Annotated in this window: 19 protein-coding genes; 4 read left to right on the top strand and 15 right to left on the bottom strand. The window is 62.2% G+C overall.

Annotated elements, in window-relative coordinates:
• Nucleotides 1-2: 2 nt before the first annotated feature.
• From ACFOJ9_RS36570 to ACFOJ9_RS36555, 4 genes are read right to left on the bottom strand one after another with little or no spacing between them, the layout of a single operon-like run.
• A complete protein-coding gene (locus ACFOJ9_RS36570) occupies nucleotides 3-1,007 on the bottom strand; it encodes a glycosyltransferase family 2 protein (protein WP_378986698.1) in 1,005 nt (334 codons plus the stop codon).
• Nucleotides 997-1,947 (bottom strand): glycosyltransferase, encoded by a 951-nt coding sequence (locus ACFOJ9_RS36565; protein ID WP_378986696.1) that lies wholly within the window; start codon nucleotides 1,945-1,947, stop codon nucleotides 997-999. The genes ACFOJ9_RS36570 and ACFOJ9_RS36565 overlap by 11 nt, the downstream gene beginning before the upstream one ends.
• The gene (locus ACFOJ9_RS36560; protein ID WP_378986694.1) at nucleotides 1,947-2,942 is read right to left on the bottom strand and encodes a glycosyltransferase family 2 protein; all 996 of its coding nucleotides are present in this window, start codon (nucleotides 2,940-2,942) and stop codon (nucleotides 1,947-1,949) included. Before ACFOJ9_RS36560 ends, ACFOJ9_RS36565 begins: the two co-directional genes overlap by 1 nt.
• Nucleotides 2,943-2,967: 25 nt before the next feature.
• A complete protein-coding gene (locus tag ACFOJ9_RS36555) occupies nucleotides 2,968-4,140 on the bottom strand; it encodes a glycosyltransferase (protein ID WP_378986692.1) in 1,173 nt (390 codons plus the stop codon).
• 185 nt (nucleotides 4,141-4,325) lie between these two features.
• On the opposite strand from ACFOJ9_RS36555, the gene ACFOJ9_RS36550 reads away from it, so the two are divergent.
• Together ACFOJ9_RS36550 and ACFOJ9_RS36545 are read left to right on the top strand one after the other, a co-directional pair.
• Nucleotides 4,326-5,822, top strand: coding sequence for a lipopolysaccharide biosynthesis protein (locus ACFOJ9_RS36550; protein ID WP_378986690.1), 1,497 nt, complete (start codon nucleotides 4,326-4,328; stop codon nucleotides 5,820-5,822).
• A gap of 52 nt (nucleotides 5,823-5,874) precedes the next feature.
• Nucleotides 5,875-6,897, top strand: coding sequence for a phosphoribosyltransferase (locus tag ACFOJ9_RS36545; protein ID WP_378986688.1), 1,023 nt, complete (start codon nucleotides 5,875-5,877; stop codon nucleotides 6,895-6,897).
• 21 nt (nucleotides 6,898-6,918) lie between these two features.
• Here ACFOJ9_RS36545 and ACFOJ9_RS36540 read toward each other — a convergent pair whose 3' ends face one another.
• The 9 genes from ACFOJ9_RS36540 to ACFOJ9_RS36500 form a co-directional block, all read right to left on the bottom strand.
• Nucleotides 6,919-7,998: a glycosyltransferase gene (locus ACFOJ9_RS36540; RefSeq protein WP_378986686.1), complete on the bottom strand. Its 1,080-nt coding sequence runs from the start codon at nucleotides 7,996-7,998 to the stop codon at nucleotides 6,919-6,921.
• Nucleotides 7,999-8,074: 76 nt separating this feature from the next.
• The gene (locus ACFOJ9_RS36535; RefSeq protein WP_378986684.1) at nucleotides 8,075-8,524 is read right to left on the bottom strand and encodes a hypothetical protein; all 450 of its coding nucleotides are present in this window, start codon (nucleotides 8,522-8,524) and stop codon (nucleotides 8,075-8,077) included.
• A gap of 13 nt (nucleotides 8,525-8,537) precedes the next feature.
• Complete coding sequence (locus ACFOJ9_RS36530; protein ID WP_378986682.1) at nucleotides 8,538-9,980, bottom strand: GMC oxidoreductase; 1,443 nt, start codon at nucleotides 9,978-9,980, stop codon at nucleotides 8,538-8,540.
• A 92-nt stretch (nucleotides 9,981-10,072) separates the two neighbouring features.
• Complete coding sequence (locus ACFOJ9_RS36525; RefSeq protein WP_378986680.1) at nucleotides 10,073-11,404, bottom strand: UDP-glucose dehydrogenase family protein; 1,332 nt, start codon at nucleotides 11,402-11,404, stop codon at nucleotides 10,073-10,075.
• Nucleotides 11,405-11,471: 67 nt separating this feature from the next.
• Nucleotides 11,472-12,335: an endo-1,3-1,4-beta-glycanase ExoK gene (gene exoK, locus ACFOJ9_RS36520; RefSeq protein WP_378986678.1), complete on the bottom strand. Its 864-nt coding sequence runs from the start codon at nucleotides 12,333-12,335 to the stop codon at nucleotides 11,472-11,474.
• 164 nt (nucleotides 12,336-12,499) lie between these two features.
• Nucleotides 12,500-12,895: a hypothetical protein gene (locus ACFOJ9_RS36515; protein ID WP_378986676.1), complete on the bottom strand. Its 396-nt coding sequence runs from the start codon at nucleotides 12,893-12,895 to the stop codon at nucleotides 12,500-12,502.
• Between the two features lie 289 nt (nucleotides 12,896-13,184).
• A complete protein-coding gene (locus ACFOJ9_RS36510) occupies nucleotides 13,185-14,207 on the bottom strand; it encodes a glycosyltransferase family 2 protein (protein WP_378986674.1) in 1,023 nt (340 codons plus the stop codon).
• Nucleotides 14,208-14,317: 110 nt separating this feature from the next.
• Nucleotides 14,318-14,650 (bottom strand): hypothetical protein, encoded by a 333-nt coding sequence (locus ACFOJ9_RS36505; protein ID WP_378986672.1) that lies wholly within the window; start codon nucleotides 14,648-14,650, stop codon nucleotides 14,318-14,320.
• Nucleotides 14,651-14,838: 188 nt separating this feature from the next.
• A complete protein-coding gene (locus ACFOJ9_RS36500; protein ID WP_378986670.1) occupies nucleotides 14,839-15,183 on the bottom strand; it encodes an exopolysaccharide production repressor exox in 345 nt (114 codons plus the stop codon).
• Between the two features lie 533 nt (nucleotides 15,184-15,716).
• Here ACFOJ9_RS36500 and ACFOJ9_RS36495 point away from each other — a divergent pair.
• Together ACFOJ9_RS36495 and ACFOJ9_RS36490 are read left to right on the top strand one after the other, a co-directional pair.
• The gene (locus ACFOJ9_RS36495) at nucleotides 15,717-16,394 is read left to right on the top strand and encodes a sugar transferase (RefSeq protein ID WP_378986668.1); all 678 of its coding nucleotides are present in this window, start codon (nucleotides 15,717-15,719) and stop codon (nucleotides 16,392-16,394) included.
• Between the two features lie 100 nt (nucleotides 16,395-16,494).
• Nucleotides 16,495-17,760: a polysaccharide biosynthesis/export family protein gene (locus ACFOJ9_RS36490; protein WP_378986666.1), complete on the top strand. Its 1,266-nt coding sequence runs from the start codon at nucleotides 16,495-16,497 to the stop codon at nucleotides 17,758-17,760.
• Nucleotides 17,761-18,259: 499 nt separating this feature from the next.
• On the opposite strand, the gene ACFOJ9_RS36485 is transcribed toward ACFOJ9_RS36490, so the two are convergent.
• Nucleotides 18,260-19,573 (bottom strand): O-antigen ligase family protein, encoded by a 1,314-nt coding sequence (locus ACFOJ9_RS36485; RefSeq protein WP_378986664.1) that lies wholly within the window; start codon nucleotides 19,571-19,573, stop codon nucleotides 18,260-18,262.
• Nucleotides 19,574-19,774: 201 nt separating this feature from the next.
• Nucleotides 19,775-20,602: an SDR family NAD(P)-dependent oxidoreductase gene (locus ACFOJ9_RS36480; protein WP_378986662.1), complete on the bottom strand. Its 828-nt coding sequence runs from the start codon at nucleotides 20,600-20,602 to the stop codon at nucleotides 19,775-19,777.
• Nucleotides 20,603-20,652: the final 50 nt, after the last annotated feature.

The following is a 20,652-nucleotide window of genomic DNA, read 5'->3' as shown; positions in this document are numbered from 1 at the left end:
CTTCACCTCCCCACCCCAACGGCAAACTGTGCCGCCATTCTTCGCAACCGCACGGCGATCGGCATGCCCATATGCCTGACCGCCGCCGGGTCGCTGAGCGCCGTCCGGATCGCCTTGAGCGGGGACCGCGCCTTGATGTGCTGAACCATCGACAGGAACGAAGCGGCCTTGCGCAGGCTGCGGCCGCGCCGTGCGAACGCCGCTTGGGCTGCCTCATCCATCCGATGGGTTTGAGCGAACACCGCATCCGCCCTGCGCATCGCTTCGACATGGTGAAGCTCGAGCACGCGCGAGATGGAGCCGCTGCGGATATGGTAGGCATAGCCGATATCAGGTTCGACCACGCATTTGCCGCCCTTGGCCAGGGCGCAGGCAAACAAGATGTAGTCTTCGCCGATCCTCAACTTCTCGTCATAGCGAAGCCGGTTCTCGTTCAGGAATTCGCGCTGGAAGATCGGCTTGAGGTAGCCGAGATTGAACTTCGATTCGAAAACGACGTTGCCGGCGATGTAGGTGGCCAGGGAAATTTCGCGCAAGCCTTCCAGATAGTGCCGCGGAAACATCGCGTCCTCGACGACGCCGTCCTCGCGTATGACCTGCAGATTGTCGATGGCGATCTGGGCACCGGCCGTTTCGGCGCGCGCGATCATCTTGGCGAGCCGGTCGGGAAAGACCGCGTCGTCGGAATCGAGAACCGCGATCCACCTGCCGCGGGCGACGTCGAGGCCGGCATTCCTGGCGCCGCCGGGGCCGCGATTGCTGGCCAGGGCAACGACGCGGACGATATCCTGCGGATAGGCCCGCGCCACATCCAGCGTCGCGTCGCGCGACTTGTCGTCGACGACGATAATTTCGACGCTGACACCTTTCTGGGCGATGGCGCTGGCGATCGCCCGGTCGAGGGTCGCCTCGGCGTTGTAGGCGGCAATCACAAATGAAACATCGGGCACAAAGGAAACATCGGAGACAAAGGAAACATCGGGGACAAAGGAGACGTCAGGCTGCACGCTTGCCTCCTTCCTGTGGCGAAGGCTGGCCGTAAAGGCGGATTTCGCGGATGCCGACGAGGCCGCTGACGACACCGACATGCATAATGCCGCGCAGCACGCTTCGGTTCCTGCGAACCGGACTGATGACGACCGGAAGTGCCGAGGCGAAGCAATAAATGGCCTTTGCCGACGCCAGGCCGACCTGCTTGACCAGGCCGATGCCGCTGGCGCTACTGCCCAGAAGATGGCCATGCGTCTGTCCGACGCGGAAGCGGCGGCGGCCGAGCCAGTCGAATGCCGCCCTTGAGCGCGGCACCACCTCGTCGACCCAGGCCTCGGGCGAAAAGGCGATGCGGCCGCCCGCTTTGTACATCTGGTCGAAGAATTCGGTGTCCTCGCCGCCGGTCTGGCCGCGCGCCAGGCTGAAGCGGCGGCCGCGCAGGCTGTCCGATCCCATCCGCAGCAGAACGTTGCAGGTGTAGCCGGTCTGGATCTCGCCGCGCACCCAGACGGGCAAGGTCGAATGGAAATCGCCGCGCCGCATCCAGTCCGGCGCATCCGGGCGATAGCGCGCCCTGACCGGGCCGAGCACGGCGGCTGCACCGCTCGCTTCAGCCATCGCGACCAGCTCGGCGAGCCATGAGGGTGTGGCCGTCTCGTCGTCGTCGATGAAGGCGACGAAATCCGCAATGCTGGCGTCGAGGCAGGCGTTGCGGGCGATCGAGATGTTGCGCGCCGGGGCATGCTGATAGCGGATCGGCACCGTCAATTCCTGCGACAGCGCCGTCACCAGGTCGCGGGCGGTTGGCGTGTCGTCATTGTCGGCTACGATGATGCGGACATCGAATCCCGCCGGCATCTCCATGGCGTCGAGCGAGCGCAGCGTGTCGGCCAGTTCCGGCCGGCGGAACGTGCAGACGCCGATGTCGATGCTGAGGTTCTTGGCCTGCGCCGTCATCACGCCACCCCGCGCCGCGACCCGAGGCCGAGAAGCTGCAGCCAGAAGCCGACCGACCAGCCAAGATGCATCACCATCGCCGAGACACCGGCAAGCGCGATGTCGGCATTGCGCTGGCCGATGGCCGTCCATAGGCCATAGCCCAGGCACACCGACGCCCATAGCAGCAGCGGCACCGCCGCCAGCCAGTGCACGAAGGAGAAGGCCGCCAGCAACACGACCGGAAACACCAGCAGCGGCACCATCTGCCGGACCTTCGGGATGACGCGGTGCTTCAGCACATTCTTGGCGCGGCCGCGGCCATAGCCGAGATACTGAAAGTAGAGGCCGCTGAGCGAGGCGCGCGGATAGTAGACCATCTGCGTCTTGCCACTCATCCAGATCTTGTAGCCAGCCTGGCGGAGGCGGTAATCGAGCTCGGCGTCTTCGTTGTGGCTGAACGTCTCGTCATAGCCGCCGACAGAACCGAAGGCCGATATCCGCATCAGCGCATGGTGGCCGTGGTCGATCCACTCTCCCGCCGAAAGGTGCCGATGCTTCGAGCCGCCGGTGCCGAGCTTGGAATTCTGTGCCGCGGCGGCCGCCTTCTGCACGGTGCCGCTGCCGCTGGTCAGCATCGAAACGACAACCGAATCCGCCCCGGTGGCCAACGCCTCCTCGACCAGCCGGTCGCAATAGTCGTCGGGATAGCCGCCATGCGCATCGATGCGGATGAGATAGTCGGCACCCTCGCCAAACGTGCCGACGGCGAGGTTGATCGCCGCGCTCTGGATGCGCCGCTCGTTGTGAAGCAGGATAACGCGCGGATCCATGCCTGCTATGTCCTCGACGATGGCCAGCGTGCCGTCGGTGCTGCCGCCATCGGCGACAATGATCCTGGCGCCAAGCCGAGCGGCCGCGGGTCGCAATTGATCGAGCAACGCGCCGATATGGGCGGCTTCGTTCAGGCACGGAATAACGATCAGGCTGGATGAGGGTTTTTCAGTCTGCGTCATCTGCCTCTGTCCATCTCTGGCCATCCTATGCCAATGCCTCGGCGGCAAAGGAGCCGGGCATGGCGGTCAGGCTGCGCAGCCGCTCGACAAGCGCCCGGCAATCGCTGCGATCGTAGCTCCAGGTCCTCGGGTTGCGGGCCAGAACACGCCCCTTCAGCCTGTCAAAGCGATGCTCCTCCATCTTGCCGAGTGCGGCTTCGAGCGCCTCGGGTGACGCATCGGGCAAGAGCACGCCGATATCCTGCTGTTTGAGGAATCGCCCGGTCTCGGTGTTGCCCATCGAGATCGGCACCGCACCGAAACGGCAGCCCTCATAGAGCCGGTTTGGCAAAAGCCATTCGGAGTTCTGCCCCGCTTCGAAAAAGTCGATCGCCCAGGAAAAATGGACGTCGTTGTAGATCGCCGCCATGTCTTCCGGATTGCGGTATGGCCCGCGAAACGACAGCCATGGCTCGGCTTCGACGAAGCCATGGAAATCCGGGAATTCGGACAGGGCCGGACGGCCGCGCAGCACGATCTCGAAGCGTCCATCCATGCGGCGGGAGAAATCGGCCAGCAGTTCGAGCGAACGGCGGCAGCGCAAAGCGCCAAACCAGCCGATCCGCCATGGCGGGCCGACCGGACTCTCTACCCTCTCGGAGGCGCCGGGCAAGATCGCCGCGGCCTCGAAATACTTGTTCTCGACCAGCTCGATGGGTGCCGCGACCTGGCCGAACGGCTTGAAGTAATTGGCGATGAAGGCAGGCGAACTGGTCACCAGCAGCTTCACGTCCCTGGCCAGAAACCGTTCGGTGGCGCGCAGCGCCTTGCCCAGGACATCGTTGCGAAGCACGAGGCGATGAATGTCGAGGCACTCGTAAACGATCGGAACCGACGCACCGAAGGCCGATCTGGCGCGGCGGGCAAGCGCCAGCATTTCCAGGTTGCGCGCGATGATGAGATCGGGCCTCGGCACGCCGCCAAGCTTCGAGCCGATCGATAGAGCCGCCTTGGCGACCGCCGCGAGGCGTTGGCCGAATCGCCCGTCACGCGTCGCGCCGAGGTCGAGCGGCCGCAATCCCTCGACATCCGCAATCGGATTCGTGGTGCGACGGAAGCCGGCCAAGGTGACCTGGGCTCCACCTGCCCTGAGCATCGTGATCCGCCGGCGCACGGCCGGGTCGGAAACGTCGTGCACAAGGTACAAGACATGCAGCATAAAAACTCGACCGCTGTTGGCCCGCCCATGGGAATGCTAGTACAGCTCTTGCTGCATCGCAACATTTTTGCTGCATCGATCGACGTTTTCTGTTGCACTGCAAAATTATTGCCTTAGTTTGTGGTCGGCGGCGGTCGTGGATTTTCGAGCTCGGAAATCCTCGTAGAAAATCAGGAATCCTGAATTTGGAAGCCAATGCATTCGATCCGCCAGAAGGCTCCTTGCGCAAATCGGTTGGACGCGGCGCGGTTGTCACGGCCATGGCGCAATCGGTGCGGGTCGCGACGCAGATCCTGTCCGTCATCGTGCTGTCGCGGCTGTTGTCGCCACAGGATTTCGGTGTCGTGGCGATGTGTGCGCCGGTGCTGGCCTTCATTGCACTGTTCCAGGATTTCGGCCTGACCCAGGCGACGATCCAGAAAAGCGGCATCCGGCATGAGGAGGTGAACTACCTCTTCTGGATCAATGTCGCCGTCAGTGCGATCCTGGCTTGCGTGCTTGCGGGTGCCACGCCGCTGGTCGCCGCCTTCTATGGCGAGCCGCGCGTGACTGGTCTGGTGGCGGCGTTCGGGCTGCAGATCATGGCCTATGGGCTTGGCGCCCAGCATCTGGCGCTTTTGACGCGCCGCATGCAGTTCGGCCGGCTGGCCGTCATCGACGTCGCCAGTGCCATCGCCGGGCTCACTGTTTCGATCGCCTGGACCTTCATCGACCGCTCCTACTGGGCGCTGTTTGCCGGCACGCTGACCGGCGCCGTACTGCCGACGCTCTGCTATTGGGCAAGTTCACGCTGGCGTCCAGGCCTGCCGCGCAAGGTTGCCGGTATCAGCGAGCTGATCAATTTCGGCGCCGGCATCACCGGCTTCAACTTCGCCAATTTCTTTGCCCGCAACCTCGACAATGTGCTGATCGGCAAATACTGGGGCGAGGCGCAGCTCGGCCTCTATGACCGCGCCTACAAGCTGCTTCTGTTTCCGCTGAGCCAGATCACCAACCCCTTGTCGAAGGTGATGGTTCCGGCGCTTTCCCGGCTTAAGGACGAGCCGGATCGCTACCGCAGCGCCTATCTGCGCGTCATGCCGCTGATCCTGCTGGTGGCGCTTCCCGGCGTCGCCTTCGCCACCGCAATGTCGGACGTGCTGATCCCCTTCGTGCTCGGCGAGCAATGGCGGGCAAGCGCCTCGATTTTCCTGGCGCTCGGCTTTGCCGGGCTGCTGCAGCCGCTCAACAACCCGGCGGGGTGGCTTTTCGTCAGCCAGGGCCGCTCCGGCGACTTCATGCGCTGGGGCATCATCACGGCCGTGACGTCGGTGCTGGCCTTCATGCTCGGCCTGCCCTATGGCGCGCTGGGCGTGGCGATCGCCTATGCGATCAGCGAGTATCTGCGGACGCCGTTCCTGTGGCTCTATGTCGGCAAGAGCGGACCGCTGCAGGCGCACCATGTGCTTCGCGCGGCAACGCCGTTCGTGCTTGGCGCCCATCTGGCGCTGGCCGCCATCTGGTTCATCAAGCCGCTGCTGCCGCAGCAGCATGTCATTGCCCTGGCCAGCGGCGCCGTGCTCGCTTACCTCATCACCATCGTCATCGCACTGGCATTCGCCTCCGGCCGCGAAGCCTTGCGCGAGGCTCTCAAGATGCTGCCGGCAAGGCTGCCCGCGGCAACACCGCGCGAGGCGCAATAATTTAGGCGCCTTCGGCAGCTACTGATATCCCCTACAGGACCAGGTCTGAACCATGCACTACCGATCGATCTCCGATATGAACGACGCTATCGTCAGGGGCCTGCACCGGCTGCCGCGCGACATCGACCTGGTCGTCGGCGTGCCCAGAAGCGGCATATTGGCGGCGACGCTGGTGAGCCTGTCGGCGAACATCCCCATGACCGATCTCGACAGCTTCCTGACGGGGCGAATCTACACGTCTGGCATCACCAAGCGCCGGGCCGCTCTGGACCGCAAGGTCTCCGAGATGCGCAAGGTGCTGGTGATCGACGACAGCGTTTCCGGCGGCAACGCCATGCGCGACGCACGCGCCCGCATCCGGGCTGCCGGCATCGAGGCGGATTTCACCTTTGCCGCCGTGTTCGGCCTTGAGCCGCAGCACCAGGAAACCGACCTCGTCTTCGAGGTCGTGCCGCATCCGCGCATGTTCCAGTGGAACTTCATGCATCACAAATTCCTGGCGCAATGCTGCGTCGACATTGACGGCGTCCTGTGCCTCGACCCGACGGAGGCGGAGAACGACGACGGCCCGGCCTACGAGACATTCCTCAGCGAAGCCCGGCCGCTCCATGTCGCGACCCACAAGATCGGCTGGCTGGTCACCAGCCGGCTGGAGAAATACCGCGCGCTCACCGAGGCATGGCTCGCCAAGCACGAGATCAAATACGACCAGCTGATCATGCTCGACCTGCCCAGCAAGGCCGAACGGCAACGGCTTGGCGCGCATGGCAGTTTCAAGGCCGATTTCTATCGCAGATCCGATGCCATCCTGTTCATCGAGAGCGAACACGAACAGGCGCTGAGGATCACCGAACTGTCCGGAAAGCCGGTGCTGTGCGTCGAAACGCATATGGTCAGCTTTCCCGACACGCTGTCGCTGCCGGCACTTGGCCAGGCAGCCCGCAACCTGCCGGCAAGGCTGCGGCAGATCAAGTCGCAAGAGGGACGCAAGAGCGCCGCCAAGACCATTGCCCGCGCCCTGCTTGGCGCGCGCGGCTACGAGAGGCTGAAAAGTCGCGTCAAACGCCCGGCTTGATCCGGACTGTCAGCAAGCATCTTACGCCGCTTGCCGCGCGCGCTGCTGTACCGCCCTGTCGAGTATCGAGAAGAAGGTAATGAACTGGCGATCGGGATCGAGTTCCGGGCGCCCGGCGAAGCTGCGCGCGAGGCCTGAGAGCCGGTCATATTCCTGGTTGTCGTTCCACAGTCGCCTGACGGCCGCGACCCAGTCGGCAAGCGGGGCATCGTAGTCGAGCACCACGCCACCGGAGCCGATCGCCTCGGGCAGACCGCCACGCCGCGAGCCGACAACCGGGATTCCGCTGCAATGGGCCTCCGACGCGACGCGGCCCCAGGCCTCTTCCCACTTGCTGGGAGCAAGCAGCATCTTCGTGCGGCCATAGACCGTCTTCATGTCGCTGGTGCGGCTCTCCAGCACGACATTGCCCAAAGGCGCGATCGTCTGTTCGATCCGCACCCGATGATCCTCCTCCAGCTTCCAGCTTTCGACGAACAGGAACGGGATTTCGCGGCAGGCGCCGGCGATGCGCACCGCAAGCTCAAACCCCTTTTCCTCGTAAGGATTGATCAGTGTGACGAACTGGCCCGTGGTCGGCGTCGAGTAATGCGCCGGATTGATGGTTGGCGGGATCACCGCCGCCTCGATGCCGAACTCTTGTCTGTAGGTACGCGCGGTGAAGTCCGAATTGGCGATGTAAAGCGCTGAATGCAATTCGCGCAGATCGCCGCCCAGTTCGTGGAACTCGACATTGCGGAGATAGACGACCAGAGGCACGCCCTCGGCCTGCAGCGCCTTGCCGATCGGAACCGATTTGTGGCACTGGACCACGGCCACATCCGGCTTCAGCCTGTCGACGGCAAAGCTCGCCGCTTCCCAGGGAAACCAGGCCCGCACCACCGGGTAGCCGGGATAGCTGTCGACAACCGCCGGCTGCCGCAACAGCTTCATCTTGGCGCGTGCCTTGAAGCCGAAGACACCATCGCCGAACAGGGCGGCGAGCACCGCGGCTTCATGCCCATGTTCGATCAGCTGTTCGGCCAGATGGTGCGTGCTCGACTGAACGCCGCCACTGAACTCGGGTGGGTAGCCGTTGCCACCTGCAAAAAGAACTTTCATGGGATCGGGCTCCTTGTCGCATCTCGTATTCTTCGCTCAGAGGCAACAGGCAAAGTCCGCCGCCTCGCTTTCGACGTCAGGCAAGCTTCGGCGGCTCCAGATTCGCGAAGGGATTGGTACAGGATTGCCAGCCGGTGAACCGGATCGGATCGTTGGGCGAACTGCGCCAGGCATAGTCCGTCAACATATGGAATTCGGCGATGAGCCAGCGGTCGAAATGCACCAGATCTTCCCGCTTCTGCTGGGGTAGCAGGCGGCGTGCGGCGCCCAATTTGAGTTCCTCCACCAGCGTGACGGCGTCGCTTAGTTTTTCGCTAGGAAAGTTCCACGGATTCCTGTTGCGGAACGCCAGCACGAACTGCTGCAGATGCTCGATGCGGATGTTCAGTCTGCCAAGGTATTTTTCGAGCGTGACGCGCACCAGGTCCTCGTCCGAGAATGAGGAAACGGCGGCGTAGGCGACCCCTGTCGAAACCACTCCGCCAGCCATGATGGCCAGGGCCGAGCGTCTGGAAATTTCGATCATCCGATACCTCCTTTCACGCGATCCGGCCCGCCGCCCGCAAGGACAGCGCTGCGGCGGTCAGGCTCGGGTTGGCGCAGGAGCAGCTCGGATAGGTGCTGGTGCCGACGACGACCAGATTTCTGAGCTGGTGGTGGATCATGCCGCTGTCGATCACCGAATCGGCCGGACCGGTACCCATCCTCAGCGTGCCCTGGACATGCGATTCGGTCGGCCGGATGCCACGGTCGAAGAGCTTTTCGACCGGCAGCGGAGCCAAAAGGCCCGGCAGTTTCTCCAGCGCGCGAGCCATGCCCTTCACCGCGTAATCCGATGGCGCCTTGAAGCTGACGAAGGCATTGTCATCCTCGTCAAGCGTGACGAAATTCTCGGGATCGAGCAGGTTTTCGGTGACCACGACAAGCGGCAGCGCCTGGCGCAGCCGCCCCTTTTCGGCACGCATTCCGTGCTGCCAGCGGTTCTCGAAATAGACCAGTGCCGCCGCGTGCTCCGATCGGTGCGGGCCGTCATAGAGGCCGAAATTCAGGCCGGTGGTGATGGTGCTGCCGTCGAAATTGTCGACGCCGTCGAGATAGACCTCGAAGTTCCAGCCGTAGGATTCGTGCAGGCCGCGGCCGACGAATTCGCCGCCCAGGCCCGATCGCAGCATGATCGCCGCGCTCTGGATGGCGTTGGCGCCGAGAATGAAGAGATCGCCGCTGACCTGGTATTCCTTGCCGGCATGCGTGAACGTGACCGAACGGACCGCGCCGCCGACGTGATCGAGCCGGCGCACTTCCGCACCGAGGCAGACCGAAACATCAGGATGCTCGAAGACATGCATCAACCCGTTGTTGACGGTGAATTTGGCGTCGACCGGGCACAGCCAGCAGCGCAGATTGGCACAGCACGAGGTGCGCTGTGCGGTCGGCACGCGGGCGCGCGCGGTGGGCATGACGAAGTGCTGGCCGGGCTGCGCCGCCTTCATCATCCGGTCCGGTGTCGACATGCGATGCGGCGGTTGCGGAAACGGCTTCGAGCGCGGCAGCATCGCCGCCATGTCGGGGTCGCCGGAGATCGACATGATGTCTTCGGCGTCGCAGTAGAACGGCTCGACGTCGTCATAGCTGATCGGCCAGTCATTGCCGATGCCATAGGTGCTTTTCAGCCTGAAGTCGTTGGGATGGAACCTTGGCGTCTGCGCAAACCAGCAGTTCGTTCCGCCACCCAGTCCGATCGTGTAGTTCCACGGCTTGTCGGAATTGGTCTTGTAGGTCGTCTCGTCTTCGATGTCGGTGTTGACGTTCTGTTCGAGCTGCCATTCATGGGTGTTGTGGCGCCCCCACTCCAGCACCAGAATGCGTGCCTTTCGCCGCTTGGCGAACTCATGCAGGAAGAAGGCCGAGCCGAAGCCGGAACCGATCGCGACGAGATCGAAATGATCCTTGGTGATTTGCTCGGGCTTTACGTCCAGCACCATCGGCTACAACTCCACACAGAAATACGCGCTCAGTCGCAGCGCCCGTTGGCGATCTGCGGACCGGTCTTGCATCCGTCCGTCCCTGCCCGGTCTCATGCCGCCATTCTGCCGATCGAATGATATTCGATGCCGTGGCGGGCGATGACCTTGGGGTCATAGAGGTTGCGGCCGTCGAAGATGACCGGTGTAGTCAGTGCGTCCTTCACCGCGTCGAAGGAGGGCGCGCGAAAACTCTTCCATTCGGTGGCGATCAGCAGCGCATCGGCGCCGCGCAGTGCCGCCTCCTTGGTGCCGCACAGAAGCAGGTCGTCACGCAGCCCGTAGATGGCCTGGCATTCCTGCATGGCCTCGGGATCATAGGCCTGCACGCGGGCGCCGGCCTGCCACAGCGCTTCCATCAGCGTGCGCGCCGGCGCCTCGCGCATATCATCGGTGTTGGGCTTGAAGGCCAGGCCCCACAGCGCAAAGGTCCTGCCTTTGAGATTGCCCTTGAAATAGCGGTCCACCTTGTCGAAGAGGACCGATTTCTGTGCGTTGTTGCGCTCCTCGACGGCGCGCAGCAGCTTGGCGTCGAACTTAACGCCTTCGGCGGTCTTGATCAGCGCCCGCACGTCCTTCGGGAAGCACGAGCCGCCATAACCAAGACCCGGATAGATGAAATGGTAGCCGATGCGCGGGTCGCTGCCGATGCCCTTGCGGACCTCCTCGATGTCGGCGCCGAGCTGCTCGGCCAGATTGGCCATCTCGTTCATGAAGCTGATCTTGGTCGCCAGCATGCAATTGGCGGCGTATTTGGTGAATTCGGCGCTGCGCACATCCATCACGATCATCTTCTCATGGTTGCGGTTGAACGGCGCGTAGAGTTCGCGCATCACCGCCTCGGTGCCCTCGCTGTCGGTACCGACGATGATGCGGTCCGGCTTCATGCAGTCGGCGACCGCGGACCCTTCCTTGAGGAATTCCGGATTGGAAGCGACGTCGAAAGTCAGGTCCTCGCGGCCTCGTTTCTTCAGCGTTTCGGCGATCCTGGCCTTGACCTTTTCGCAGGTGCCGACCGGCACTGTCGACTTGCCAACGACGATCTTGGGTTTGTCCATCTCGCGGCCGATGGTCTCGGCGACGGCCAGCACATATTTGAGGTCGGCCGAACCGTCCTCGCCGGGCGGCGTGCCGACCGCGATCATCTGGATCTCGCCATGCCTGACGGCGGCGGCGGCATCAGTGGTGAACTTGATGCGGCCTGCGGCATGGTTCTCCTTGACGAGGTTTTCCAGCCCGGGTTCGAAGATGGGAACCAGGCCTTGATTGAGCCGCTCGACCTTGGCGGCGTCGATGTCTACGCACACCACATGGTGCCCGACTTCGGCAAGCACCGCCGCCTGCACGAGGCCGACATAGCCAATTCCAAACACCGTCAAATTCATTCGGTTTCATTCCCATGCAAGGCAGCGGACCGCTTTCGGCCCAGCCAGTTCAAATCGACTTTCCCAACTACTTTACGCTGCATGCCAGCGATTCCGGAAACTGACAGGGTTCGCCCAAGGCTGTGAAGGCAACGCGCTTGACCTGCAGCGAAAGCTTGCGGCCTGGATCGGCGAAGGCTCCCATCCAACCCTTCATCGTATCGCTGCCCCAAAAGCTGAAGAAGATCTTCTGGGCATGGGTGGGTAGCTTCGCCGGGTCGGTGATCGTGTTGACCAGTTGGCCGTTGACGTACCAGCTCAAGCTGTCCTTCTTCCAGACGAAGGCGTAGTCGTTGAAGGCGTTCTCGGTGCCGCCCGGCACATCGACCAGCTTCTCGTTCTTGCCCTTGCCGGCAATGTAGGCGTTGACCTGCACCTTGGAGGTGTCCTTGGTGAGGATCTCGAAGTCGATCTCGTCCCAGGGCTGCTTGTCGGTGGGGCCGATATAGGTGAAGAATGCCGCGTTGAGGCCGGAGCCGGTATCGGTCTTCAGCCGTGCCTCGTAGGTGCCGTAGCCGAAGCGCTGCTTGGTCTGGATCTCGCCGCAGGCAAACTCACGGTCTTTCAGCTTCTGCTTCTCGAAGCCGAGCGACAGCACCCCGTCCGATAGGCTGACCAGCCCCTTCGACCAGGTGCAATTCTGATGGCTGCCATTGTTCCAGCCGTCGGAAACATACCAGCGCGCACGATCGAAGCTTTTGAAATCGTCGACAAAGGACGGCGATGTCGGAATGTCCTGGGCATAGGAAGGGGTTGCCAGGAAACTGCCAAGCGCAGCCAGCAGCAACGCACCGAGCGAACCCAATCGCCGCCGGCCGGCTTGCCCGGTCCGGCGCGCGAACGGCGGTGCGTCGATTGCTGTCGTGGACGTAGGTCTCGGATTCGAATTCATACCAAACTCACCTTTGCGCTGTGCGTCCCCAACCCAAAGTCGACGTTCGAACCGCTCCTGAACGGGGCCAACCTTGACCACCTCTGTGATCCTCTCGAATTGCTTTTCGAATTGCTTTTCCTGCCTCGCATCAAATCCGTTGCAACAGTTCCTAGCCTTCACTTTCAACCTCTGCCGGCGCCTGCCGGCCTGGCGAATTCGGCCGTGGCGGCCGAACCGGCATTCTCGTCGAAGACCGTATCCAGCGAATGACGGAGCTCTTTCATCATGCCGTCCTGGCGCGACAGCGCCGCGATGCGGCGCTCGCAATTCAGGATCGACTCCGTCAGTGCGCTGACTTCGGATGACCGACGGTCGGAGGCGGAGCCGTTTTCCATCGCTTCGACAAGGAAGGCGGCGTTGGTCGCCTTCGTCCGGTAGCGATTCTCAAGCCCGGCTCTCTCGGACTCGATCTCGGCCGCGATCTGCTCGAACAGCTTTGCCAGACGATCAAGACGTGAAACATCGGTCTGCCGGTCGCGGGCCGGATCCCTTGATCTGAAACCGAATATCGAGGCCATGAACTCAGATTCCTGTCATCGCCGGCTTGTGGGCCGGGCTTCTGGCCGATCCCCGCAGCCGGGGCTCAAAAAACTCGTGTCGCGTTGTCCTGCTCCTCTCAAGGAGAGACATCAGACCAATCCGATCGGGGGCCAGTTCGGCTGATCGTCCAATATGCTGCACCGCAACATAGACTGCCATCGTCAGAGCCGCGAGGCAACCACCCAATTCGTAAACTCATAAATCCGGCCGAAATGTACGTGATGAACATGTCCCCGCCGGACAAACCGCAGGCGTCCGGCACCGCTCTCAACGTTCCTGGCCCGTGCTGGTTCCGGCCATCAGAAAACGCAGCGGCGGCACATGCTTTTGCCTGGACACAAGGCCCACACGGCGAAACAGCGCCTCGAGCTTGTCGGAGGCCACGCCCTGGACGATGGGGAAGAGGTTGGATTGGCTGGCGAAAGCGTAAGCCGCGGCCGATGCCAGCCCTCGCTCGGCCTTGACGTCTAGGAAGTTGCGCAGCCGATACTTGTCGCGCACGTGCCGCTCGTGCCGCCGCAGCACCGCTTTCGAGCCTTCCGGCAGGCTGTCGATTGCCAGCAGCGCCAGATCCGCATCGGCCAGACGCTTCAGGTCCTGGGTCTTGTGGCGGCCGCTCAGCGAATCGGCGCGGACGATGGCGCCGTAGCCGCAGGAGCGAATGACCTTGAACCGCGCCCCGCGGGCGACCGCGCGGGCGTAGAGCTCGTAGTCCTCGCCCAGCCGCAGGCTCTCGTCGTAGCGCAGCCCGTGGCGGTCGAGGAAGGCACGGCTGATCACCGGCTTCAAAAAGCCCAATTCGCCTCTCTGGACGCGGCGCCTGGAGATGTTGCCTTCGACGAAGCGCTCGAAATCGAGGAATTCCGGATCGGCGGCAAATTGCGGCGCGACGATTTTCGTCGCATCGCCGGTCGCATCATCCCTGATCAGCATGATGTTGTCCGCCGCGAAATCCCAATCGGCGTCGGCAAACAGGTTGCCAAACCGGCCTTCGAGGAAAAAATCGTCGGCATCGAGAATGCTGATGAACGGCGCTTTCGAGCCGGCGATCGCTGCATTTCGGGCAAAGGAGGGGCCGCGATTGACGTCGAAGCGCATCACCGCGAGCCGTCCGCTGCCGTCGTCGGCGGATCGCGCGACACCAGCGGTGTCGTCGGTGGAGGCGTCATCGACGACGACGACCTCCGCCACTTCCGGTTCGCGCAACGCGGACGCGATGGCGACAGCGATTGTCGCTGCCGCGTTTTTTGCCGCGATGATCACGCAGACCTCGGATTTCGTCATCGACATGGATTTGCCTCTCGTACAGGTGATATCGATTTGCCCTCGCCCCGTACTCGTTCGATGCTCGATAGAATTGCCATCAGCGCCCTGTCTTCATTCAGCGGTTATCCGGCCGTTCAAAGATGCGGCGGCTGATGTCGGCGGACGCTGCCCAGCCGGCTTCGGCCAGATAGCGGACCGGCGCGCGGCCGCACAGTTCCCACAGCACCGTTCGCCGTTGTGGCCACCGCAGCGACGGCAGCCACGGCGCGATGTTCGACGACCGTGAGGACAAAGCTGGTGACCTTGTTCAGCCTGGCAATGTCGCCACCGCCAAGACCAGGCATCGACACGCCGCCGGCGACGCCCGGCCCCGCGATATACAACCGCAGGCAGGCCTGTATATAGGCCACCTCGTCGGCACAGTCGGTGGCGCGCAATCGTTGGTATGAAACATCCGGCAAGGCCATTTAGCGCACAGTCTCCCAGAGAAAGCGGTTTGCCGACGCTTATGCTGCAAGTGCGAAGCAAGCATCCTCAAAAACCTTGGCGCCGTAAAGCCTTTCCTTTCGCAGTGCGGAATTTTGCAGACCATCGCGTTAACCGGGATGGCGGAGAGCGAGCCCGCCACCGTCGCCTGAGGCCGGTCGGGCGCTGGTTAGTGCAGGCTGCGCCTGGCGCTGCCCAGCTTCTCGCCTTCGGCCACCTCGGGCGCATTCAGTTTTCGCTCTGCGTCACGAGCCAGGTCAGCCGGCGTCGGCGCGCTCCTGGCGATCATGGCGTAGACGAGCACGAAGTAGCCCGCCTGGATGACAATTGCGCATATGATCACGCGCATCAGTATTGTGCCTATCGACGCGCCGCCCAGCCAGGACCAGCCAACGACGATAGCCAGAGCGAAAATCATCCCGAGGATGAATTTTGGAAGTGCCATACCCAACAGCCCATAAACCGGCTCGGGTACATCTATCGATTGCCCCACCCGAGCGCCGTCCCTTGTCATGTGGGCTTGTTAAGGTCGCCCACTCTCGGCCGGTTGCTTCCGGCCTTTTCTACCTGTCGCCACTGTGACAGGTATAATTTGCAATTCTATTAAGGCGAGCAGTAGGCGGCAAGGGCAACTCCGGATATTTTTAATTGAGCTTCTGCGATCGACTCTACCATGGTGCAATGCACGCGACGGGATTTAAGCCGACCTCCGGCCACAAGCGGCTTTCAGTAAAATAGGCAATATTAAGTAGTATTTTATATGATTTTCCCCAAGTATCATGGCGCGCTAAAGCACTAAAGTGCGCTGTACCCTGACAGATAGGTAGGCTTGCCTAAAAATCGCCCCAAAAAGGTCCGTATTTTTTCGACTGTGCCCGTTTATTGTCACAAATTTGCTAAATACCCTGAAATTTGTGCATGCCTAGCTTATTATTTAGTCAATTCATGACGCGACTATTTCAACGAGTTGGTAAATTGTGTGTTGCGCTGCAACATTTTTTTGGTATCGTGCGGCGAACCATTCGTTCAACGCATGGAGTTTACGGCATGAGGGACGTTGCCAAGTCGGCCACAGCGAGCTTTTCGCAGGCTGACATCGATTTTCCGCCACCGATCGGCGGCCTGCTCAAACGCAGCTTCGATATCACCGGTTCACTGATTGGCTTGATCGCCCTCAGCCCGCTGTTTGTCATGATAGCACTGCTCGTCAAGTTTTCCGACGGCGGATCGATTTTCTACGGCCACAGGCGAATCGGTCGCGGCGGGCGGATTTTTCCTTGCCTGAAGTTCCGCACCATGGTTCCGGACGGCGACAAGGTGCTTGCGGCCTATCTCGCCACCAACCCGGACGCCAACGCGGAATGGGTCGCGACCCGCAAGCTGAAGAACGACCCGCGCGTCACCCGTGTCGGAGCGGTGTTGCGGAAACTCAGCCTCGATGAGCTGCCGCAGATCATCAACATCCTGCAGGGCGACATGAGCCTTGTCGGCCCTCGTCCGGTCGTGCGCGACGAACTGGAAATCTATGGCACCTCCGCCGTCTACTACCTGAAATCCCGCCCGGGCCTGACCGGCCTGTGGCAGGTCAGCGGCCGCAACGATGTGTCTTACGACAGCCGCGTCGCCTTCGACCGCCACTATGTCGAGAACTGGTCGCTGTTCGAGGACGTTCGCATCATCATCAAGACCGTCCCGGCCGTGTGGATGTCGCGCGGCTCTTACTGACCAGCCGGTGGCCGATGCCAGGCATTGGCGCCGGCCATTCGACGCAAGCTCATCGGGCGATGGGGCTAAAGCGGATCGGAACGTTCAGTTGAAAACAGATATGTTCGAAGCCTTTCGCAGCGGCCCGGTTTCCGGCCGCCTGCGGCGGGCGCGTTTGATGGCCACATGCCTTGCCGTGTCGCTTGTCGTCCCCCACATCGCCGCTGCCGGCGACTACCGCCTCGGATCGCAGGACAAGCTGACCATCCGCGTTGCCGAATGGCAGACCGTGGAAGGCACATTTCGTGACTGGTCGGCGGTGAACGGCGAATACACGGTCGGCCCATCCGGCACGCTGTCGGTGCCGTTCGCCGGTGAGCTGCCGGCATCCGGCAAGACCACGTCCGAAATCGCAACGGCGATCGGCGAGGCTTTGCAGAAAAAGCTCGCTTTGTCGGACAGACCGGAAGCCTCGGTCGAAATGGCGCAGTTCCGGCCATTCTACATTTCGGGCGAAGTCCAGAACCCCGGCCAGTTTCCTTATGTGCCCGACCTGACAGTGCTGAAAGCCATCAGCGTCGCCGGAGGCATCAGGCGAAACACCGACTACGGCCCTCAACTCGGCAAGGACCTGGTCACCGCCAAGGGCATGTTCGATATCTCCGACGACCAGCGCATTCGGCTGATCGTCAGGCGCGCCCGCATCGACGCGGATATGGCCGGCAAGGCGAATTTCGACGTGCCGAAGGAGGCCGAGAGCGATCCGAGACTGCCAGCCATCGTCGCGGACGAGATGACGATCCTGACGGCCGACCAAAAGGCGCTGAAGCTGAAACTTGAGGCGCTCGACGATCTGAAGGGGGTTTTGGAGTCCGAAATCGAATCGCTGCAGAAGAAGATCGTCAACCAGCAGCAGCAGGTCGACCTGGCACAGCAGCAACTCACCAGCATCGGCCCGCTGGCGCAGAAAGGCCTGATCGCCAACGCCCGGCTGCTGGATTCGCGGCAGTCCGTCGCCGACCTGCAGGGCAAGATCCTGGACTACGAAACCGCCATCCTCACCGCCAAGCAGGCGATCAGCAAGGCGAAGCAGGATGCCATCGATGCCCAGAACACCTTGAGTTCAAGTCTCGCCACTGATCGGCAGCAGACCGAAGCCGACCTGAACGAGGCCGCGCTGAAGGCGAATATGCAGAAAGGCCTGATAGCCCAGGCCACCGATCCCGCGACGACGGCCGCTATGACAAATGATCAGCAGCCCACCCTGCTTTATTCACTGGTGCGCAATGTCGACGGCAAGACCAGCGAAATCGCCGCCAAGGAAGACACACTGGTGCTGCCTGGCGATGTGATCAAGGTCAAGCTGGCACCGCTGGCCAGCCAGTAGCCTCGCGGACCCCGGGCACTACCCAGTGTTTCAATCCATCCGGCAAGGGCGGGTTTGGGTGGTGTCTCAGTTTGAAATTTGAAATCAGAAAACAGCGTTGGCCGGCGGCTTGATGTTGTCCCGTCGGCTTCGTCGCCTGTGGCAATGCGCATGACGCGGACGGCATTGCCGATCACGTCAGCCGGCCCGCTTTTGGCCGGCATTTAACGTGGGTACTCCAAAATGATGATGTAGCCAGACGGCTGCGTGAATGGACCGTTCTCCGTCAGAATATCGCGCGTGGGCTGCCAGATTGCGTTGACGATCCGACTGCCTTCTTCGCCTAGGCTGTGGAGAAGCGTTTTTAACCGATCAACATCGTCCGGGCATGTCTCAACAGCATATGGCATGAAAACCTCCATGCTTTGCAGCAAGCATATCGGAGTTCGGTCCAGATCGCGACAAACACGGCGTCACTGCCGTTTTTTGCGAGCGCCGACTTCAGCCCGCGAGTTGTCACTCATGACGGACCGGCCGCCGCCGGACGACCGGGATGCCTGGGCCAGTCAGCCTCGCCCCTGGGCGCATCCGCCGGCTCCATGGCATGCGATCGCCGCGTGCGGGTAACGGGCAGCCGCGCCAGCTTGAAGAAGCTGAAATACATCAGGAAAGAACCCATGATGTAGGGGTTGAGAATCTCGACCTCGACGAAGGAGCGGATCAGCAGCAGCACCATCACGCCGAAGAGGATCACCGAATCCGCCTGCCAGGTCCTGAAGATCACCGCCGAAACGTGGCCGTAGAGCGTACGCAGCATGATCAGCGATACCAGCGTCGCCCCGACAAAGCCAAGTTCGACGAGGGCTTCGATATAGGTATTGTGGAAGTGGAAGCCGGTGCGGGTGGTGATGTAGAACTCGTTCCACAGCCGCTCGGCTTCGGCGAAGCCCTGCACCCAATAGGCGGCATAGCCGACGCCGAGAATCGGCGATTTCTGCACGGCATTCCAGCCCTGCTCCCACAGATAGGTCCGCCCGGTGAGCGTCGAATCCTTACCGAAGAGGCCGAGGACGAAGTCCATCAGCCCGAGATTCAAGGCGACGAAGACAACCACGACCAGCAGGCCGGCCCCGATCAGGAAGATCACCCGGCGATAGCGCCGTGACAAGAGTTTGCTCATCGCAAGAAGCGCCACCAGCGCCAGAACCGCCGGTATCGAGGCCATCGAGGTGGCGGAATGCGAGACGACCAGCACATAGGCCGACAGCAACACGACGGGCACCGCCAGGATGAGGCTCAGCCGGCCGCGCCTGTAAAAGGCAAGGAAGACGACGCAGAAATAGATGCCGAGCGAGCCGACAAAGCCGATCTGGTTCTTGGAGGCGAAGGCGCCGACGAAATTGACGGTGCCGTCGAGAACGTCCTCGGAATAGTTCGCGACCTTCAGCGAATAGATGAGGACGATGAATATCCCGATCAGCGCCCCTATGGTCAACGTGCGCACGCTGACGGTGCGCGCAGCTATGTAGGCACAGGCGATGTGGGAAAAGTACTGGACCGACGTCCTTGCGGTGACGCCGGGAGCCTGCGACCAGAAAACCGAGAAGCAGACATAAGCCGCAAACAGCAGCGGCAGCCAGGCGCTGGACAGCTGCCGCAGAAACCGCCGGTAGTCGACCAGGATGAGCGGAAGCCAGACCGCATAGTAGGCCAGGATCAGCACCTGGCCGAAAATGACCGAATAGGAAAAGGCCCAGATCGAGACGGCTACGGCAAAGGCGCCATAGACCGAGTTCTTCTCGGGATCGATCAGCAGGGACTTTGGAATCTTCATCTCAGAGTCCCGCCGACACGACCCAGGGCCGGCAAGCCATGAGCCGGCCGGAAACTTCGCAAACATGGGCGTGCAATAAACGGCGTCTCCATTGTGCAGTGCAATATAGCCTATCGTGCCCGGCGCTCAATGGCAAATCCGGTCACCTTGTCTTACAGCGAGGCATTTGCGGAGAGGTCAGCTGGTTGAACGTCCGAGACGCTACCACAGTGCTCCGCCGGTGATCTGTATGTTCTCCATAGTGATGCCCTTGGCCAGATCGGAGCACAGGAAGACCGCCAGAGCCGCGATCTCCTGCGGCTGCAGCATGCGTTGCTGCGGATTGCCCCTGGCGATTTCGGCCATGGCTTCCTCAGGTGTGCGCCCCTTGCCTTCGCGCTCGACGACCTGCGCCACGTTGCGGCGCATAAGCTCGGTCTCGACCCAGGTCGGGCTGATCATGACGCAGGTGACACCGTGCGCCGCCCCTTCCAGCGCCACGCAGCGTGTGAGGCCGAGAAGTCCGGCCTTGGACGCGCAGTAGGCAGGGTTGTCCTTCCAGCCGACCGAGGCGGCGGTTGAGCCGATGTTGACGATGCGGCCCCAGCCGCGCTCGATCATGCCCGGCAGCACGGCACGCGTGACGCGGAAGGCGCCGGTCAGATTGGTGTCGACGATCTTGTCCCACAGCGCGTCGGAATGGCCGCAGACCGGCTGTTCGGCGGTTGTGCCGGCGGCGTTGACCAGAATGTCGGCGGGGCCGATGGCCGCTTCGGCTTCCGCCGCGAACCGATTGGTGACGTCGCTGTCGCGCACGTCGAGGTGAGCGGCGTGGACCCTGGTTCCGTGGGCGGCAAGGGCCGAACGCACGCGCCCGATCTCGTCCGCGCCGGGATAATAGGCGGCGTCTGATCTATCGGTGCCGGCCGGCGCGATGTAGGAGCCGACGGCAACGTTGGCGCCGGCTTCAGCCAAAGCCGTGGCAATGGCGAAGCCCATGCCCGAGAAACCGCCGGTGACGATGGCACTGCGGCCGGAAAGATTGTTCATGGCCCACGGTCTCCGCTTCGTTCCGGGCAGGCAATCAGGCCTGACCGGAT

The organism is Mesorhizobium cantuariense, assembly GCF_042647205.1.
GTDB classification, from domain to species: Bacteria; Pseudomonadota; Alphaproteobacteria; order Rhizobiales; family Rhizobiaceae; genus Mesorhizobium; species Mesorhizobium cantuariense.
This window is presented reverse-complemented; position numbering and strand designations above follow the sequence as displayed.

Excerpts from the sequence above, each read along its gene's own strand:
- ACFOJ9_RS36490 (WP_378986666.1), top strand. The coding sequence starts at position 16,495 with ATGTTCGAAGCCTTTCGCAGCGGCCCGGTTTCCGGCCGCCTGCGGCGG.
- ACFOJ9_RS36515 (WP_378986676.1), bottom strand. The coding sequence starts at position 12,895 with ATGGCCTCGATATTCGGTTTCAGATCAAGGGATCCGGCCCGCGACCGG.
- ACFOJ9_RS36560 (WP_378986694.1), bottom strand. The coding sequence starts at position 2,942 with ATGACGCAGACTGAAAAACCCTCATCCAGCCTGATCGTTATTCCGTGC.
- ACFOJ9_RS36495 (WP_378986668.1), top strand. The coding sequence starts at position 15,717 with ATGAGGGACGTTGCCAAGTCGGCCACAGCGAGCTTTTCGCAGGCTGAC.
- exoK (WP_378986678.1), bottom strand. The coding sequence starts at position 12,335 with ATGAATTCGAATCCGAGACCTACGTCCACGACAGCAATCGACGCACCG.
- ACFOJ9_RS36500 (WP_378986670.1), bottom strand. The coding sequence starts at position 15,183 with ATGACAAGGGACGGCGCTCGGGTGGGGCAATCGATAGATGTACCCGAG.
- ACFOJ9_RS36555 (WP_378986692.1), bottom strand. The coding sequence starts at position 4,140 with ATGCTGCATGTCTTGTACCTTGTGCACGACGTTTCCGACCCGGCCGTG.
- ACFOJ9_RS36530 (WP_378986682.1), bottom strand. The coding sequence starts at position 9,980 with ATGGTGCTGGACGTAAAGCCCGAGCAAATCACCAAGGATCATTTCGAT.
- ACFOJ9_RS36525 (WP_378986680.1), bottom strand. The coding sequence starts at position 11,404 with ATGAATTTGACGGTGTTTGGAATTGGCTATGTCGGCCTCGTGCAGGCG.
- ACFOJ9_RS36535 (WP_378986684.1), bottom strand. The coding sequence starts at position 8,524 with ATGATCGAAATTTCCAGACGCTCGGCCCTGGCCATCATGGCTGGCGGA.
- ACFOJ9_RS36565 (WP_378986696.1), bottom strand. The coding sequence starts at position 1,947 with ATGACGGCGCAGGCCAAGAACCTCAGCATCGACATCGGCGTCTGCACG.
- ACFOJ9_RS36485 (WP_378986664.1), bottom strand. The coding sequence starts at position 19,573 with ATGAAGATTCCAAAGTCCCTGCTGATCGATCCCGAGAAGAACTCGGTC.
- ACFOJ9_RS36505 (WP_378986672.1), bottom strand. The coding sequence starts at position 14,650 with ATGGCCTTGCCGGATGTTTCATACCAACGATTGCGCGCCACCGACTGT.
- ACFOJ9_RS36545 (WP_378986688.1), top strand. The coding sequence starts at position 5,875 with ATGCACTACCGATCGATCTCCGATATGAACGACGCTATCGTCAGGGGC.
- ACFOJ9_RS36480 (WP_378986662.1), bottom strand. The coding sequence starts at position 20,602 with ATGAACAATCTTTCCGGCCGCAGTGCCATCGTCACCGGCGGTTTCTCG.
- ACFOJ9_RS36510 (WP_378986674.1), bottom strand. The coding sequence starts at position 14,207 with ATGTCGATGACGAAATCCGAGGTCTGCGTGATCATCGCGGCAAAAAAC.
- ACFOJ9_RS36540 (WP_378986686.1), bottom strand. The coding sequence starts at position 7,998 with ATGAAAGTTCTTTTTGCAGGTGGCAACGGCTACCCACCCGAGTTCAGT.